The organism is Hansschlegelia sp. KR7-227, from assembly GCF_049446035.1.
Classification (GTDB): domain Bacteria; phylum Pseudomonadota; class Alphaproteobacteria; order Rhizobiales; family Methylopilaceae; genus Methylopila.
The window spans coordinates 528,296-545,778 of sequence record NZ_JBMSEA010000001.1; the positions used below are offsets into that span (position 1 = coordinate 528,296).

15 protein-coding genes and 1 pseudogene are annotated in these 17,483 nt (G+C 62.5%); 12 read left to right on the top strand and 4 right to left on the bottom strand.

Features of this window, described 5'->3' with window-relative positions; translation table 11 throughout:
* Positions 1-114: 114 nt before the first annotated feature.
* Positions 115-1,098, top strand: coding sequence for a metallophosphoesterase (locus ACO2RJ_RS02430; protein ID WP_423266419.1), 984 nt, complete (start codon positions 115-117; stop codon positions 1,096-1,098).
* Positions 1,099-1,881: 783 nt separating this feature from the next.
* Here ACO2RJ_RS02430 and ACO2RJ_RS02435 read toward each other — a convergent pair.
* Positions 1,882-2,130, bottom strand: coding sequence for a hypothetical protein (locus ACO2RJ_RS02435; RefSeq protein WP_423266420.1), 249 nt, complete (start codon positions 2,128-2,130; stop codon positions 1,882-1,884).
* Positions 2,131-2,191: 61 nt separating this feature from the next.
* Between ACO2RJ_RS02435 and ACO2RJ_RS02440 the strand changes: the two genes are divergently transcribed.
* From ACO2RJ_RS02440 to ACO2RJ_RS02470, 7 genes are all read left to right on the top strand, one after another.
* Positions 2,192-2,416, top strand: a complete 225-nt coding sequence (locus ACO2RJ_RS02440; protein WP_423266421.1) for a hypothetical protein — start codon at positions 2,192-2,194, stop codon at positions 2,414-2,416.
* Between the two features lie 45 nt (positions 2,417-2,461).
* Positions 2,462-2,890: a GNAT family N-acetyltransferase gene (locus ACO2RJ_RS02445; protein ID WP_423266422.1), complete on the top strand. Its 429-nt coding sequence runs from the start codon at positions 2,462-2,464 to the stop codon at positions 2,888-2,890.
* The gene (locus tag ACO2RJ_RS02450) at positions 2,883-3,608 is read left to right on the top strand and encodes an SOS response-associated peptidase (RefSeq protein ID WP_423266423.1); all 726 of its coding nucleotides are present in this window, start codon (positions 2,883-2,885) and stop codon (positions 3,606-3,608) included. Before ACO2RJ_RS02445 ends, ACO2RJ_RS02450 begins: the two co-directional genes overlap by 8 nt.
* Before the next feature lie 90 nt (positions 3,609-3,698).
* Positions 3,699-4,580 (top strand): hypothetical protein, encoded by an 882-nt coding sequence (locus ACO2RJ_RS02455; protein ID WP_423266424.1) that lies wholly within the window; start codon positions 3,699-3,701, stop codon positions 4,578-4,580.
* Between the two features lie 106 nt (positions 4,581-4,686).
* Complete coding sequence (locus tag ACO2RJ_RS02460; RefSeq protein ID WP_423266425.1) at positions 4,687-5,475, top strand: restriction endonuclease; 789 nt, start codon at positions 4,687-4,689, stop codon at positions 5,473-5,475.
* Positions 5,476-5,638: 163 nt separating this feature from the next.
* Positions 5,639-6,682, top strand: coding sequence for a hypothetical protein (locus tag ACO2RJ_RS02465; RefSeq protein WP_423266426.1), 1,044 nt, complete (start codon positions 5,639-5,641; stop codon positions 6,680-6,682).
* Positions 6,679-7,176 carry a hypothetical protein gene (locus ACO2RJ_RS02470; protein ID WP_423266427.1) on the top strand — a complete coding sequence of 166 codons (498 nt, stop codon included), beginning with the start codon at positions 6,679-6,681 and terminating at the stop codon, positions 7,174-7,176. Before ACO2RJ_RS02465 ends, ACO2RJ_RS02470 begins: the two co-directional genes overlap by 4 nt.
* Here the strand turns inward: ACO2RJ_RS02470 and ACO2RJ_RS02475 are convergent.
* Both ACO2RJ_RS02475 and ACO2RJ_RS02480 read right to left on the bottom strand, forming a co-directional pair.
* Complete coding sequence (locus ACO2RJ_RS02475) at positions 7,173-7,628, bottom strand: dATP/dGTP diphosphohydrolase domain-containing protein (RefSeq protein WP_423266428.1); 456 nt, start codon at positions 7,626-7,628, stop codon at positions 7,173-7,175. The genes ACO2RJ_RS02470 and ACO2RJ_RS02475 overlap by 4 nt on opposite strands.
* On the bottom strand, positions 7,625-8,278 hold the full coding sequence (locus ACO2RJ_RS02480; RefSeq protein WP_423266429.1) for a hypothetical protein: 654 nt from the start codon (positions 8,276-8,278) through the stop codon (positions 7,625-7,627). The genes ACO2RJ_RS02475 and ACO2RJ_RS02480 overlap by 4 nt, the downstream gene beginning before the upstream one ends.
* A 652-nt stretch (positions 8,279-8,930) precedes the next feature.
* Here ACO2RJ_RS02480 and ACO2RJ_RS02485 point away from each other — a divergent pair.
* The 4 genes and pseudogenes from ACO2RJ_RS02485 to ACO2RJ_RS02500 all read left to right on the top strand — a co-directional run.
* On the top strand, positions 8,931-12,944 hold the full coding sequence (locus ACO2RJ_RS02485) for a bifunctional DNA primase/polymerase (protein ID WP_423266430.1): 4,014 nt from the start codon (positions 8,931-8,933) through the stop codon (positions 12,942-12,944).
* A 720-nt stretch (positions 12,945-13,664) separates the two neighbouring features.
* Positions 13,665-14,201 (top strand): hypothetical protein, encoded by a 537-nt coding sequence (locus ACO2RJ_RS02490; protein WP_423266431.1) that lies wholly within the window; start codon positions 13,665-13,667, stop codon positions 14,199-14,201.
* A 17-nt stretch (positions 14,202-14,218) separates the two neighbouring features.
* Positions 14,219-14,800 (top strand): hypothetical protein, encoded by a 582-nt coding sequence (locus tag ACO2RJ_RS02495; protein ID WP_423266432.1) that lies wholly within the window; start codon positions 14,219-14,221, stop codon positions 14,798-14,800.
* Positions 14,801-15,838: 1,038 nt separating this feature from the next.
* A pseudogene (locus ACO2RJ_RS02500) lies at positions 15,839-16,433 on the top strand (IS3 family transposase); the annotation flags it as partial.
* Between the two features lie 249 nt (positions 16,434-16,682).
* Here the strand turns inward: ACO2RJ_RS02500 and ACO2RJ_RS02505 are convergent.
* Positions 16,683-17,138, bottom strand: coding sequence for a MucR family transcriptional regulator (locus ACO2RJ_RS02505; protein WP_423266433.1), 456 nt, complete (start codon positions 17,136-17,138; stop codon positions 16,683-16,685).
* Positions 17,139-17,483: the final 345 nt, after the last annotated feature.

Here is a 17,483-nt window from a genome sequence, read left to right on the forward strand (position 1 = left end):
CTCGCCGAAGACGCGCCCGTACGTTGAAATAACTTTCGCCGGTTAACGGAAAACGGGGCCGTTTGTGACTTTCAGGGATCTCGGTTTCCGTGAATCGGAGATCTGGAGGATCCCATGAAAATCTCGGTACTCAGCGACTTGCACATCGACATCCACCCCTACACCGTGGCGCTGGCGCCGGACGCCGCGGTTGTCGTGATCGCCGGCGATGTCTGCGAGCGCCTCGACAAGAGCCTACCCTGGATGGCGGAGCAGGTCCGCGCGAGGGGCCACGAGGTCATCTACGTCCCGGGCAATCACGACCACTACGGCAACCGCGCGTTCGGCCACACGTCTACGATCGATGGTGACCTGCCGCGGGCCCGCGAGCTGGCGGCCGAATTGGGCATGCATTTGCTCGCCGAAGGTGAGGCCGTCGTCATCGGCGGCGCGCGCTTCGTCGGGGCGACCCTCTGGACCGATTACGAGGTCGGCGGCGACGCCAAGCTCGCGATGTCTACGGCCGATCAAAAGATCGGCGGGATGAACGACCACCGCAGGATCAAGTTGCAGTCGAGCGGCTACGGCCGCTTCCGCCCGGTCGACGCGCTGGCCGCGCACCGTAAGCAGCTCGACCGCTTGGCTTGGCACCTGGCGCAGCCCTTCGACGGCCCGACGGTCGTGGTGACCCACCACGCGCCGCACCCGAGATCACTGCGGGAGAGCAAGGTCACCGAGACAATCGACGCCAGCTACGCCAGCGATCTAACCGAGTTCATCGAGCGCTGGCGGCCGGCGCTCTGGATCCACGGTCACGTGCACAAGAACCGCGATTATCGTGTCGCCGACACCCGGATCGTCTCGAATCCGAGGGGTTACGTGATCACGCGCGGCCGAGGGAAAAACGCCACCGTCGAGGTCGAGAACCCCGCGCACCAGCCTGATCTCGCGATCGACGTCCCGATGGGCCACCGTATCGATCCTCTCGGCCGCGACACGAGCGACCTGCCGGCGATGGTGGCTGAGATCGTTGACGATCGTGAGAGCGGCCGCACTGACGCGGCAATCAGGGCTGAGATCGATGCAGTCGAGGAGCGCTGGGGACTTAAGCCGCGCTGATCTCGCATCCCCCATTACAACCAACCTTGTTGTTACAACATATGTAGGGGGTAACCTCAGATAATATCACTTTCCGATATTATCCCATTTCTATCGCCGCCCATGAACGGGGATAACAACCAAATCTGTTGTTTCAACATTTTAGGCCCGGACATGGTCCTAATCACATATCCACCCGATATGTTGCTGATCACATAATCATCGCCCGTAGACCGCCTTTTTGGCGTTCGCCTGGGTCGGTGCTGGCGGCTCGAAGACCAAGCTGATCCGCCTGTTCCCGCACCTCGGGCACTTCAGGCATCCTTCGAGCCGCGACAGCGGGAAGGCCAGCCCTCGCGTCCAGGCAAGCGCGCGTAGAGGCAGCTCCTCGAAGACGTCGCACTTGCGGCTCGAGGTCTGGTGGTCGACTAGGCCATCGACGCACCTGGCCCGCACGCGCCAGCCGGCCGACATCGCGTCGCCTATCGTTTCCACAGCTCCCATGAGAACGCAAAGAGAACAAAGACTGGCGGCGTCAACCCGACTCGCGGCATGATCACGTCTGCAGAAAACGCATTGAGCCTGCGGAAAACGCGTTGTGAGGGGCGACAGAAATGGCTGAAGCTACCGAGAATCTAAGCCCCGAGGGTAGCCCGCTCGATCTGGCCACTGACCAGGCGATCGAGGCCTGAGACGGCGACGCCTGGGCCGCGGTCCGGGCGCTGCTGGTGGCGAACGCGGCCCTTGAGGAGGAGGTCGCGCGGCTGTCCGCGACGACGTCGCGGGGCTATTCGCGCGGCAGGATCAGGACGCGTAGCTAACGACAGCTTTGAGGCCGGCCACGCTCCAGTCCGAGACATGACCAGCGGCGACTTGCTCGATCTCGTACACCGTCAGGCCAGCGCGCCGAGCGATCTCGATGGAGCCGTGGGCCTCGACGAGGAGGTCGACCTCGTTGGACAGTAGATTGCGTGCGCGCACGATGTCAGGGGCCGCATGCCCCTGGTCGCGGAGGAAGTCGCCGCTGCCGACGATGGCTGTGGTGGGGTGCATGGGGATATCTCCTGCACTACTAGGTATGGACAGGGCGCGGATTGTCCATGACCGTGGCGCCATGTTCAGTCGCCAGCCAGCCGATGCCGGCGCACGCACGATTACCGACGGGGCCCGTCGGATGATCGCCGTCGAGGACTGCCCCACCATCATCGATCTCACCGATGAGATCGAGTTCGCGCAGGACGACGCGTCCTGCCAGGAGATATTGCTCACCAAGGACGGCCGGGCCGGAAAGATCTACGTGCGGGAGGGTGGAGGCTGGCGCTCCCACAGGCCGAGCTGATGCTTGGGGCACAAAAGGCCGCGATAGCCGCGCGGGAGAGATTGCATGATCACGCTCGATGACACGCCCGACGAAGCCGCACAAAATTTGGTCTCCGAAGGACTGTCCCGATTCAACGAGGTACAGGTCGGCCCTTTCCCGGCCTCGCCGATCTGGGTGGTCGCCCGCGACGACAACGGCGCGCTTATCGGCGGCGTACAAGCCTTCATATCGTGGACGTGGCTCTACCTCAGCATGCTTTGGGTCGATGAGTCAGCTCGCGGCGCCGGCGTGGGCTCTTGCCTCATGCGACAGGCGGAACAGATCGCAGTGGACAAAGGCTGCACCGACGCCTTCCTTTACACCTTTAGTTTCCAGGCTCCGGAGTTCTATCGACGGAGAGGCTACGAGACGTTCGGAGAGCTGGAACGGTTCCCTGACGATCATCGCCAGCTCTGGATGCGCAAGAAACTCGTAGCCGCTCCTGATGTGTAACCTTTATTCGCTGACCAAGGGCCAGGCGGCGATCCGCCAGCTCACGCGGGCAATGGCCGATCGCACAGGCAACCTGCCGCCAATGCCCGGGATCTTCCCCGACTACCCGGCGCCGATCGTCCGCACCGTCGACGGCGAGCGCGAGCTGGCGATGGCGCGCTGGGGCATGCCGTCATCCCAAAAGGCGCTCCTGGACGCCGCGACCAAGCGCGCCGACAAGCTGCGCGCCAAGGGCAAAGAGGTCGACTTCACGGCGCTGCTGAAGGCTGAACCGGACAGCGGGACGACCAACATCCGCAACGTCTCGAGCCGACATTGGCAGCGGTGGCTGGGGCCCGCGAACCGCTGCGTCGTGCCGTTCACGTCGTTCTCCGAATACGATGTCAGGACGAAAGAGGTGACGTGGTTCGCGCTCGACGAGAGCCGGCCGCCGGTCGTGTTCGCCGGGATCTGGACGTCATGGACATCAGTCCGGAAGGCGCGCGAGGGCGAGGTCACTGCCGACGTCTACGGATTCCTGACCACGGAGCCGAACGCCGTCGTTGCGCCGGTGCACCCGAAGGCCATGCCGGTGATCCTGACGACGTCCGAGGAGGTCGACGTCTGGCTGCGGGCGGACTGGAGCGAGGCGAAGGCGCTGCAGCGGCCGCTGCCGGACGACGCGTTGATGATCGTGGCGCGAGGGCCGAAGCAAGACGGGGTCGAAGAGGCGGCGTGACCGCGCCCGCTCGCGGACCCCATTACGATATGGCAACTACCCCACCGCTACCATCCGGCTGCCGTGGATTCGGCTTTCGGGGAACGTCACATGATTTGCTCCAACTGCGGGGGCAAGATCTCGGCCATCGGCCAAGTCTGCCAGTATTGCGGCGCTGACAAAACCCGCGGTGTCGCGGCGAATGCCATTGTTGGCTTGGGCTTGGGTTCGACGATTTTCCTCGCCCTTGTTGGGGGAATGATCGGCGGCCTCCAGGGCGCCGGAGCCGGGGCAGCGCTCGGTGTGGTCGTGACGATCCTGTTTGGGCCGAAGCTGTTCCGACGTCCTCGCCCAGATGAATACGATGAGCCCTCGACTGCGGGACGGATGGGTGGCGTCTTGTTGCGCGCCATGGCTCTATTCTTGGTGGGGTTCCTGGGCTGGAGCTACCTGACGGGGCAGGCTGCCGAGCCAGAGCAGGCCGCCGCAAGTCCGGCTCCGGCGAGGATGGAGAGGGCGGCGGTCCCCGCGCCAGCGCCGATCATCGTTCCGAAGCCAGTGGCCCTCTCAGGGCCTCGGTTTGACGATGTCGTTCGGCGCCTGCGAGGTACGCTGTCGTGCAGGCGCGACAAGATCACTCCGGCCATGTACGGCGACGGCAGGCTCTATGGCTGCATCTCGGGTTCCGAAGAGACGGCGAAGGTCTTCGTGAACGAGACGCCCGCTGGCGGCGGTGTCGAGAACATCAAGATCATGTGGAACGACTACTTCAGGGACGGCCCATGGGGCCTCCACGCCGATTCCACGGAGGCCGGGGCCCATCTCTACGGGACGCTGGCCGTCCTTGCTCCGGACGCCTGGCCGCGCATGAAGGCGGCCTTCGCGGGCTCGGCCCCGGTCGAGATGGCCGCCAACGGCTACACTCTGCGCTACACTTGGACCCGCGGACCGTCGGTCCACGAGCGCCTGGTGACGATGACGCCGGCGCGCTGATCAAGCCGATGTCGGATCGCGTCCGAGTCCCGCCAGACGGTCATCTTATTGTATTAGTTCGGGGATCAAATTGAGTCGCGCCGGAGTAGTAGACGTTATCATACAGATGGTGGCCGTCCTTGGCCTTATCATCGCCGGTTTGTTCTTCGAGTACACTAGGCCGATTTCGATCATAGTGATCGTCATAGTGATCGGCGTAGTCTTGTATTCGTTCGTAGCAGCGTCGGGTGGCCCCAATCATTTCCAGGCAGCAACCGACAAGGCTGCTGCCTTGGTCCAGGAGCATCTCGAAACGCTGGCTCGAAAGAGGCTGGCGATGGTGCGGACCGATGAATACGGCGTTCTGCACGAGGCCGCTTGGCAGAAGGAATGGCGCTATTTCATCGAGAAGGTCATCTACCCAAAACTCGACGACAACGAGCGCAGCGCCTTTGACGCGATGCAGCGCCAGCCGCTGAACAGTTTCAAGGACGCAGTCATCGCGCCTGTCGTGAAGAGGTCCGAGGAGATCGCAGGCGACAGCGCGATGCCGGACTTCATGACGCCGACTGGCTTTGAGCAGTGGTGCGAGCGAAGGCTCCGGAAGCTGGGTTGGACGGCCGTAACCACGCGGGCGACTGGTGATCAGGGCGCCGACGTGCTCGCCGATAAGAACGGCTTCCGCGCTGTCGTTCAGTGCAAGTACTACACGTCTCCGGTTGGGAATAAGTCGGTGCAAGAGGTGTACGCTGCGCGGCAGCACTACAGGTGTGATGCCGCTGCGGTCGTCACGAACGCGGGCTACACGTCATCGGCGCGCACACTCGCCGGGTCTACTGGCGTCGCGCTGCTGACGGTCCACGACCTCGACCGCTTCGACGAGCTTATGGGCACTCCCTGGACGCGGGTGGCGTGAGAAACGGAGTGGGAACACGGTCGACAGGCGTTTCCTGTGGAGGCGAATATATAGTGGGTTGCCAGCGCTTGCATGGCAACATATTGAGTCGCATTCTACACGCCCTGGTTGGTGTAATGAGAACGAAGGGTGAGTTTCCTCTTCCGTTCTCGGAGGCGCCCGCGTGTCCGATCCGACGTATCGAAAATTCGACGACAAGCCTGATCCCGGCTTCTCCCAGAAGGTCAGGGATCACGTAGCCCAGACCGGCCGGCCGGAAACGATGGCTGAGCTCTACCATGGCGCGATTTCGCCAGATGAACGCTTCCGCATCGTCTGCGAGATCACGGTCAACCAGCGAAAGCGGCCGGAGGCGGACAAGGCTCCTTGCCCCATGTGCACGCCGAACCGCTTCCTGAAGGGACGGCTGTGCTGGTTTCCAGAAAAGCGCTTCGCGGCCGTAATCGGCCATTGTTGCGCGAGCCGCGAGAACTCGGCGGAAGCCGAGAGGATCTACAAGCACGAGCAGCTCGAGATCGCGGATCACAACTACCTGCTCACCGTGCTCCCGGCAGTACCCCGCATGCTGGCGGCGATCGAGGAGCTCAAGATAACAGCAGTCGAGGCTCGACGGCTGCACCGGCAATTCGCCTCCAAAGGAGGTGAGGTGCAGCGGATCCTACGGGCCGTCGGCAAGGATGTGGGCAGGCTAGTCGTCCCAGAGGTAATCGAGCGGAAGTTCGGATCGGGACCGGCGGGCTTCCGCGGAACATCGGGCGTGCAGACCCGCGATGTTTCGTTCGGCTACCTCCGCGGCCTGACCGTGCTCCAGTCCAAGTTCGATCCCGTGGCCAAGCTAGAGCGCCTCGAACGGGAACTCCGGCTGCTCGATTGCGGCGATACGGACGACGCGACCCTGACCTTCGTCATAGGCCTTGAGGAAGCTGACAGGCGGCGCGCGGTGATCTGGCTCAAGGAGGCTGACAAGGAGTTCATGGAAATCATGAAGAGCCTGGGAGACGTCGAGGCATTCTTCGCTCCCAGGAATATCGACGCGATCAGGCGCTGGTCGCTTCATCGGGACAACATGCACACCATCACCGTCGTCGACCACGACGCCGATGACGGTCGCCGCGAGATCATGTTTATCGGCAAGACGAGCAGGGTCCGGCTGCAGCCCGGGCCCGAGCTCGCTGGTCACCATGTTGAATGGCCCAAAGCGGCATGACGCCAGCCGACTGGATCGCCATTTATGCCGCCGTGGTAGCCACTGGAGCGGCAGCGCTAGAGATCCGCCGTTGGTTCGAGAGCGGGCCGAAGCTCGTGGTGTCCGTGATGGCCGACGCATCTATGGTTGGCGGCGGCGAGATCGATCGCGGCCGGTACCTCGTCGCGACGGTGACGAACCGTGGAGACCAGCCGACGACGATCACACATTTCGGAATCGTCGGCTTCAAGAATCCGATAGACTGCCTGCTCTACAGAATGGACCCCAGCTACTTAGTGCTCCACCCCCAGCCCCGAGGCCATCCACCGGTCATCCCTGGCGATCTCCAGCCGGGGAAGCAATGGATGGGAATGGCGCAGCCGAAGGACGACGTCCGAGCCTTCATCGAGACCGGCAAGGCCTATGTCGCGATCTATGCGTCGCACAGCAACAAGCCGACTTTGAAGCGGATCCACAAGCCGGATCCCCCAAAGGGCGAGGACGCCGAAGCCTAGGCCGCGTCGAGGGCCTCGTTGTATGGGGCTTCCTCGGCGTCGCGCCGGCGCTGCTCGTCGGCAATCCACTTAGCCTTCAGCGTCGCCAGGTTGTGGGCAAACACCTCGTAGCCCGGCGTCTTCGGTCGGTCGTCAACCAACACACCCATGTTACCCGCGTCGATCAGGATAGCGGCGTTCGCGCGAACCATCGCCATGTGAGGCAGGCCAGAGCCCTTCGGGCCGTCGTCCATGTCGATGCCGGCCTTGTAGAGCCCGAGGTGCCGCTCCATCGCCGAGATGTAGACCGACGCCAGGATCGGGACCTCGCGCCAGTTATAAGGGTCATACTTGACCCCACCGTTGTCATGCGCCGCGGCGTCATAGAGCTGGGCCAGCGGAGGGATGTTGCAGAAGGTCAGCTTCGCCCGGCCAGCTGCGCCCTTCGGGTTCTCCGGACCCTGATTGATCACGCCGCAACCCCCTCGGTCGGATTGAACACGCTCACCCAATCAGTCATCGGGCCCTTCCTCGGCTCCTCGACGGCGACCTCCCAGCGGGACGTGATCCCGCGGTCGGGGTGGAGGAACCAGAGCGGCTGCGACGGGGCGGAGATGCCGGCCCGGAGCGCGTTCTTGGCGTACTCGTCATAGCCTTTGAGGGTGTTGGCCACGATCGCGCGCGGCAGCCAGAGCTGCTGGTGCCAGTGGCCCATGAGCAGCGTGTCATAGGGCATGCCGCTCGAGGCCGCGAAGCCGCGGACCTTGACCTCGCCGCGGGCGATTGGGCCCAGGGCGCCGATGATGCCGTCGCCGCCCTTCACGCCCAGCATGTCGCCATGCATCAGCAGGAAGCGGTGGCCGTAGACCGAATAGAAGACCTCGTTCGAGGGGCGGACATCGAACGTGATGCGGTCGTCGCCAGGGAACTCGCGGATCAGCAGCTGGTAGATCAGCCAGTCGAAGTTCTTGTAGGCGTAGCGCTTGAACTCGGGCTTGTGCGTCGAGCGGCCATGGTTGCCGGCGACGCAGGGCACGTAGACCCGGCCAAACGCGTCGGCCATGCGGCGCAGGCCCCAGGCGACGATGTCCCGGACGTGCAGCACCGCGAGGCGCTCAAACATTTTCCGCTCCATCGGACGGCCCGAGTACATGACCCGCCGCGGAGTGAGGTTGTGGCTGATGATCAGCCGCTGAACCTCGTCGAGAACCTTCTTTTTCAGCTCTCCGGTCTTGGGAGAAACCGATCTTCCAGCCACGTCGCATGCTCTACGTAGAACCACTAAGCCAAATCGGTGCCTGCACCGAACTGTCCCAGAGTCCCACGAGTTTTTACACGAATCTATGTCCAAATGAGGGATAGCGACTTAGTAGACAAAATTTCTTTTGCCACTATCCCTCATCAGACCAAGCAGCACGCCCTCCAGCACCGCTTTTGAAAATTTTCGAGCCGTAACTTGCAAGTTGCAAACTACAAATTACCGGCAGGACCCTAAGAGTTGCAGGGGGTCTCGGACTGGGCTCTCCGGAGATAGTTTGAAAGTCGCAGGAAGTGTGATTTCTACGCGACTATTTCTTATCCATGGCTCTTGCGGATCGCGCGGATCGGTGGGTACTCTATCTGCATCGACCCCAGCGCGTATGGCAGCGCGCAGCCTCCGGGGTCCTGGCTATCTAAGAGTGCGGCGATCCCATGAATTCCGAGGGCTTCGCGGAGCGCGATCGCGCGTCCGCCATTGAGGGAGTGACTCAGCTCGCCGTCGGGGGCTTGAGCTGATGCTCGACCTTCGGGAATATTTCGCCAACCGACGGAAGGAGGGTGAGGAACCGATCATCGTCACCAGCGAGCAGATCGGCGAGTCCTTCTTCTCGGTCTACGGCCCGCTCCTCCTCGAGAAGGGCTGGTCGACCTATCCGCAGGAGCGGACCGGCCGCCGCCTGCCGGCGCGCATCGAAGGCGAGGTCATCGCCTGGAGCCAGTACCAGACCGAGCGTCCGTCCAAGGCCATGGGCGCGAAGTGGTCACTTCACTCCCCAACCTCGAACGTCGCGGTCATCATGGGTCCGAGCTCGGGCAACGCGATCGCCATTGACGTCGACGTGACGGATGAGGAGCTGTCCGTCCAGATCGAGAACCTCGCGACCACCATCCTCGGGGACACGGAATACCGCCGTATCGGCAATGCGCCGAAGATCATGATGTTCTACCGCTTTGCTGAAACGGCCTCGTTCAACAAGCGGACGCTGAGGCTGGCCGTCGAGGACGACGAGACCGTCGCCTCGGAGCACATGGTCGAAATCCTGGCCAAAAACTCCACCGTGACCTTCTACGGTCGCCATCACTCCACGGGCGCACGCTTCCAGTGGCTTGAACACCCGGCCAAGGTCAGCCCCGAGGCCCTCATCGTGATTACGGAGGCGCAGCTCGCCCAGTTCGAGGAGGCGCTGGGCAAGCTGCGGGCGATCTACAAGCCGACGATTGTCGGCTACGGCGTCGAGCTCGGCGACCTGCCGGCCACGCCGGACGCCAAGCGATCGGTCAAGGTTGGAAACCACAGCGACTGGACGGCGGATCCCGTCACGGGCCTGATCACCGATGGCCGCGAGAAGTACGTCAACGCGTTCTGTTTCGAGCTCGTCCGCGTCAACCCCGCCAAGGAATACTCGCGCCAGGACCGCGCCGAGCTCGCGCGACTGGCGTTCGATGCGATCGCGCCGAAGATCGATCGCGGCGGCTGGGGCGACAACTTCCTCCTGCGCGAGATCAACAGCAAGATCGCACTCAAGACGCGAGACCTGGCAGCAGGTCGGATCACGCCGAGCCGCGGCGATCGTAAGGCTCGGCCGGTAACGCCCGCCGGCGTGTTCGACCGAATGGAGGGCTCGCGTCTCGCGGAGTTGATCGGCCCCCAGACGTTCAAGCCGCGGTTCAATCCGACGACCGGAGAGGCGCAGTTCACCGTCGTCCCGAAGACGCCCGAGCAGGTCGAGGCCGACCGCATCGCGCGCGCCCTGCCGACCGACCGCTCGGATATCTTCAGGGTCGTCGCCGCTGCGCCGCTCCAGGCCGCCCACGACTTCATGGCCGCGATCGAAAGGCACCGCGAGGAGAAAGAGAAGGGCGTCGTCACCGGCACCGCCGAGTCCATGGCGCGCTGGATGCAGGCGATCATCCTGGCTCCTGGCTCGGGCAAGACCACGAACGTCGGCACCGGCCTGGCCACGATCATGCAGGACGAAGAACGCCGCCACGACGGACGCATCATGTTCAGCGTCAAGACCAAGCGTCTCGTGGGCGAGCTCGCAGACAAGCTGCTGAACGCCGGCCGCAAGCTGCAGGCCGAGGGCCTGCCGGGGGTCGAGATCCTTGACTACAGGAGCCCCATTCCGACCGGGCCCAGCGCCAAGGTGCGGATCGGCATCGCCACGGGGAAGGCGAGCTGCGTGGGCGAGATGGGCTGCCCATACGCCCCTCTGTTCCAGCGATTGTCCGACAACGACCTGTCCGGCGCCGGCCTGTGCGAGAGCAAGAATGAAGACGGCAGCGTCAGCAAGTGCACCATTTGGATGGAGGGCAGGTGTGGCTACAAGAACCTCAAGGCCATTCTCGCTACCTGCCAGATCGTGATCGCGCCCGCGGCCTATCTTACGATGGCGGGGACACCGAAAAGCCTGAAGGAGCGCGTCGTCGGCCTGGTCGTTGACGAGGACCCGACGCTGGCGCTCGCCCGCGAGTACAACATCCGGCTGGAGGATCTGGTCGGCGCGCGCGAAGGCCGCGTGAGCCAGGAGCTCTCGATCGAACTCGGCTGGAAGAAGCCCCGAAAGGGCGAGAAGGCCGAACCCTATCCGATTTCCACTGACGACGCTGCAGCCTATCGCCAGCAGTTCGGCCGCATGGTTTGCGACGCGCTCGCGGCCGGCAAGGACGCGGCCCAGGTGCTCCTCGATTATCGCGACCCCAGCTTCAGCCATCTGACCGGCCGCGTGCTGTACCTCGCCGCGAAGGCGTGCGTCTCGCGCTCAGACGCCGTCAAGATCGAGCCCAACATGGCCCTGGAAAAGCTGACGGCGGTCCTGGACGCTCGGCCGAAGGGCGGCCGCGGGCGGACCGCCGAGCGCGCGCTCGTGAAGGTCATCGGCGAGCGGATGGAGATGATCGAGAAGGACCGCCTCGCACATAAAGCGTGGGCGCTGGACCTGCTGAGCGCGGAGAACCACGTCGCCATGGCGACCAAGGACATCCCGGAGGTCGTCCTCAAGGATCTGAAAAAGAAGGTCGAGGACGTGAAGAAGGCCCGACCGCGCGCCCTGGCTCGCGGGGCCGCCGACGCCCGCTTGCAGCTGCGCGACCCGGACGCGGCGGTCTACAAGGCGACCCAGGAGCACAACGAGCGCGAGCAGGCCAAGGCCGCGCGTCAGCCGGGCTACGTCGCCAAGCCCTTCGAGCTGGTCGGCCTGCACGTCGCTGACCAGCGCTATAGCCACCTCCGCATCAGCCGTCGGATGAAGCTGAACTGGGCCGACGTGCCGTGCTTGCTGCTCGACGCCAGCGCGAACATGAAGCTCGTCGAGAAGGCCTTCGGCCGGACGCCGACGCCCGTGCGCGTGCCCGTCATCCCGCACCAGCGCGTCGCCTTGTGCGTCGACCGCAGCTACAGCGACTACCAGATCCTACCCCGCGGCGGTGACAACGCCGAGCAGATCGCGGCCAAGGAAGCGAACGTCCGCAGGATCCGGCTGGCGCTCGCGATGAACGCCGATTTCGCAGCACCGGGCCGACAGCTGTTCACCGCGACGAAGAAGGTCCTGAAGGTCGTCAAGGCCGGATGGCGCGCACCGGATAATCTCGACACTATGCACTATGGCGACGTCCGCGGGCGGGACGGCGCGAAAAACCATGTCGGCCTGATGCCGGTCGGACGGTCGCAATTTCCGATCTCGACCAACGATGCCCTCGCGGCGGCCTACGGGTATGACGACGAGGTACCGCCGCAGCCCTACGATCTTCGCGGCGACGGCCTCACGATCGACGACAAGGGCAATGCAGTCGAGCTGTTCCGTGTGAAGGAGGATCGCGTCGTCCGGCTTCGGAACGGGCACGACGTCATCCGCAAGGTGCCGAGCATGCCCGAGGGCTACGGTCGGTGGATCGATGAAGGCTGGCGCGATCAGGAGATGGCGCAGACCATCGGCCGCCCGCGTTGCATCTATCGCACTGCCGACAGCGTCCCGCCGACCATCATGATTCACAGCACGGCGGTGCCGGACGATGTCATCGTAGACGAGCTGTTCAGCGACGACGCAATGGTGAAGCACTCCGCCCCCGCCGAGGCGCGCCGCCTGGCCGGCCGGATCGTTTCCACCGAGCCCGCGCTCGACCCCGAGGAAGACCGCCACAGCGCGGCCGGCGCGCTGAATCTGGAGATCCGTTTCTCGGAGATGCGGGCCAAGAATCCTTCGACCCCGACCGAGGCGCTGCTCGCCCAGGCCAAGGCGCAGATCATGGGCGAGTGGCGCGCAACCTACTATCCGTGGCTGCGCTGGCTCGACCCCGCGGTCTTCTCCTGCTTGGACGATGACGCCCAGATCGAGCGGATCACTGGCCGGCCGGCCTGGCAGCTCGACCAGGAAGCCGCGCATGCCTGGGCGCGATCGAGGCCCACAGCGCTCGACTATTCCGACGCCGTTGGACCTGTCGCCCGACGAGGACGAGCCGGAGCCGCTCGAGCTGGTGCCGGCGCTCGCCAACTACTACGGAAGGCGTGCTGGGCAGCGCTATTGAAGTAGAGCCACTTGACCGAGCATGACGCCCATCGCCGGGTCTGCCCCTGAGAGTTTGTCCTCTTCGAGCTGCGCATTTCGTGGCGGAGCGTGGCCGATCTACCGTTCTCCATGGAGTCAACGTACGGCAAGGCGGATTGGTGAGGGGCGTCCGTTTACTACGCGACCCGCAGCTGGGCGGTATTGCCAAGAGTTGGGCTGGACCGTCCCCAAAGCCGTTGTTGACCCGAGGCGGACACTTACTGTGTCCGCTGACTGGGTGATCTCTTCAGCCTCGGGTCGCCACGATAATAAAGGTTCGAATCGTCGCGAGCGCCCTTTGCCGGACTAAGCCGCCGGATCCGGTCGCGCCACGTGATTGGCTCCTGCCGCTTCAGAGCCGCGCCGCGCACGAGTGCGATGGAGCTGCGCGCGGCTCTCCGCGGCCTTCCTGAAGGCTATGGCCGCAACACCCGATCGCCGATCGGCTGAACGAGCGCCGCGTCCCCGGCCCATGGGGATACACCCGAGGGAAGTGGTGTCGCTCCCCGGGAGAGGTCGTTATGGGTCGGCTCAAGCTTCGTGGTGAGACCCGCTTTGATCATGTCGCCCGAGGCGCCTCTTCGTCGCCTCCGAGGCCAAGACCTATACCGCTCTGCGAAGCGGCGCGTTAGGGTTGCGCTGCGTCGCTTGTGTTTGGATCAGACTTCGGCGTGATCCGTGGAATCCGCTCTGATTTCGGGACGCATGATCAGCTCTTCGGCCAACTTCACGTTCCTGGAGGCGAGCTCGGCGCAGCTAGCCCGGCTCGGCGCTTTGCCGGAATGGTCGCTTCACGTCGATCCTCCGACGAGCATCCTGAAGATTCGTCAGTTCACGGAGGAGCTGGCGCGACTGGTCGCCGCCCGCCAAGACGCGCTTTCCGCTTCAGGTGAGGGCTTCGCCGAAATTCTGACGCGTCTTCAGCGGGCGGGCCTGCTGCCGACGAAAGCCGCCGACGTCTTCCACCACCTCGGGCGGCTTGGAAACGTAGCCGCGCAGGAGAACAAGGGCACGGCGGCTCAGGCCCTGTCTTCGTTGAAGCTCCCTCGCGAGCTCGGCGTCTGGTTCCACCGCGCCTTTGCCGATCCGAGCTTTGCGCCGCCGCCGTTCTCGCCTCCGGAACCACCGCGCGATGTCTCCGAAGAGCTCGCTCATCAGCTCGATGAGCTTCGCTCCAAGCTCGCCGAGACAGAGGACGCCGCTGCGCGGGCCGCTCGCGAGGCGGAGGACGCCCGGACGTGAGGCGAAAGAGACCCAAGTTGGTTCGGTATTTGCTGAATTACGGCCTCATGGGGATCGCGTATTCACCTGTATTGCTGCTGTCAAGCGAGCGCCGGGAGATTATTACGGGACCTATGGTCGACTGGCTTGCCCGATCCAGCCTGTTACCGTTCGAGCAATCGTGGTTCGGAGGTCTTCCCGATCCATATTCGCGCCAGTTCGTGGCGCTTTCAATTGTTCTTATACTTCCGTACTTGATGCATTATATATATACGGGGATTTACTGGCGGTACGAAATTGTTGAAGATTCGAGGAATTTCAAGCGGAACGCAGCTCAAGGCAAAGTGCGCCGGAACACTTACGACCAACCAAAGGCGAGAGTCGTGCCGATACTGCTGGCCGGCGCTACCTTTTTCATTTTGTTGAGAGTTGGCGCGTCGAAGGTCATGTCTGAAGGTGTACCTGTTACGCCAACTGGCATATTTAGAGTGTTGGATGCGAAAGTTATATTACCTTTTTTGTTTTTGCTCATGACGCAGTCTTTTCTCTTCATCTTTGTTGCGGCAATTTTACGACTGTTTATCACCTTTCCATCTGATCAAACCGATAAGAATCGCTAGCGAATACGTAAAATATGGGGTTGAGATGTCAAATTAGGCGCGTCCATAGTCTCACCTCAAGGTTAGCTGAAACCGCGCCAGCTTCCAGAAGTGCCAAGCGAATTACTGTTCTTTAGCGTAGCACTCCGAGAATTAGAATTTTTTAGCGAGTGCGCCTTTGGCGAAAATGACGAATTGAAGTGAATGAACATGCTGCGTCAATTATCCAGGATCAATCCAATACCTAGGTCTGTAATCTCATTCGAGAAAAGGATTAAATGGGTATTAATACTTATGTATGTCTCTATTTTTGTAAATGTTACCGCAGAACTAATTCACAGGTATTACGGCGTTGATTTTTATATTGCACACCACTTCGATCCATATTCGATTGCGATCGTTGGTGTATACGCGACATATTTGCAGTGTTTTCTTTTTAGAAATCACATTAATAATATTGGTCGTGAATTTTTACTCCGAACTTTTCTACCATTTATGTACATATTCGTTGCGCTGCCGTTGGGTGTGCTTTATTTTTTCGGTGATCCTGCGCGACCATTTACTGCGATACAAACAATAGGGTCAGTTTGCACGTTAGCGTTACTTACAGTGCCCGTGTATCGTGGAATCGAACTTTGTAAGCTCGGAGCGTGGAGCGTGAACGAAAAATAATTAGAGGGGACGACCATGGATAGTCTTAATTTTGATGCGTCTTTTACCAGGTATGGAGCTTAAGGCCTGTCTATATACGACAGTAAGTCGATTTATAAGTAATCCATTTGGTGGTTAATCGGCAACTATTGATGCGACGCAGGCCTATGGCTATGGCATCGGCACCATTGTGGCGGGCGCGAGTATCGAAAGCTCTTTTAATAGTGATAATCAGAGTCTGCTTAATGTCAATGCTTATGCGACAGGAATTGGGTTGATATCAGTTACAACACAGATCGTGGCACCTTCCAGACTGTGCAGCTAGGCATAATGAACTCTGCTGGAATTAAGGCCGGCGTCGTGGGCGCTTATGGAAGTGTCAAGCGGACGCTATCAGGGGTCGCGCCCGACGACGCCGTCCTGCGCGGTCGGCTGAAGGAGCTGGCGGCGGAGCGCCGGCGCTTCGGCTACCGACGACTGCACGTGCTGCTCAAGCGGGAAAGCCATGCGGTCAACCGCAAGCGCGTGCAGCGGCTCTATCGCGAGGAGAAGCTGACGGTCCGCCGTCGCGGCGTCGCAAGCGGGCGATGGGAACGCGTCGACCGATCGAAACGCCGGTCGCAGCGAACCAGCGCTGGAGCCTGGACTTCCTGTCGGATCAACTCACCGACGGACGTCGCTTCCGCATCTTCGCCGTGGTCGACCGACTGCACGCGGGAATGCCTGGCGCTCGCCGCCGACACCTCGCTGTCCGGCCTGCGGGTCGCCCGCGAGCTCGACGACATCGTACGCGCGGCGCGGCCGGCCGACGACGATCGTCAGCGACAACGGAACGGAGTTCACCTCCAACGCGATCCTCGGCTGGGCGGATGAGACCGGCGTCGGATGGCATTACATCGCGCCAGGCAAGCCGCAGCAGAACGGCTTCATCGAGAGCTTCAACGGCCGGCTGCGGGACGAACTTCTGAACGAGACGCTGTTCCGGTCGCTGCCCCACGCGCGCTTCGGCCCCTTGCACCCGCCATCGACGATCTCAGATCAAAAGAGGACTCTCGCTTCGGCTGGATGAGAAACGTGGGTCACGTCAATCGGCGCGGAAATTTCACGCCGAGTGACAGTGTTTCGGGCCTCCTCATGCCAGCCGCTCGTCCAGACGACCTGGAGCGGCAAAGGGCCGACGGTTGGACATCGCCGGCCCGTCGCGATCGGAGGGGTGCGACAACCTTCCGGTCTAGGAGTGCTCCCGATCAGCTCAGGCGGCGGCTTTGCGACCGCGCTTTGCCTTAACCGGCTCCGGAGCGGCCTTGGCGGCTGCGCGCTGGCGACCCAGGCCCATCTTGCGGGCGAGCTCAGAGCGGGCGGCCGCGTAGTTCGGAGCAACCATCGGATAGTCCGAGGGCAGGCCCCACTTGGCGCGGTAATCGTCCGGGCTCATGTCGTAGGCGGTGCGCAGATGCCGCTTGAGGCTCTTGTACTTCTTGCCGTCCTCGAGGCTGATGATGAAGTCGGGCGTCACCGACTTCTTTATCGGCACCGCCGGCTTGAGCTCCGCGACAGGCTCGGCCACCGCGCCGGAGCCTGTCTTGACCAGCGCGTCATGGACGGAGCCGATCAGGCTGGGAAGATCAGCGGGCGCCACTGAATTGTTGCTGACGTAGGCGCTGACTATATCCGCCGCATAGCCAACGAAGTCGATCTCATCGTTCATCGCGCACTTCACTCCTCTTCGGGGTTATGAGTGAGATGAACCTATATCCTGAGTTCTGCAAGTGCAAATGCCCCACAACTCACCGACCTGATCGAGAAAGACCGTATTCAGCGACGAGAGAAGCTGGAACGCCATCCGGGTAGCAATACAGCTTGCGCCCGCCTGCTCTCGAATAAGCCGAGCGGCCGCCACACTTCTTCCCGCTCTGTGCCGATCATCGGGGCAGCCGCAGGCCCCACTGTATCAGGCTCGGTTCTCCCTCACGATCAGCGCCGCGATCTCCGACGCATCATGCTCGGCTTCGCTGAAGCGGACGCAAGCTCCGCCGCTTGGTTCTTTCGCGGC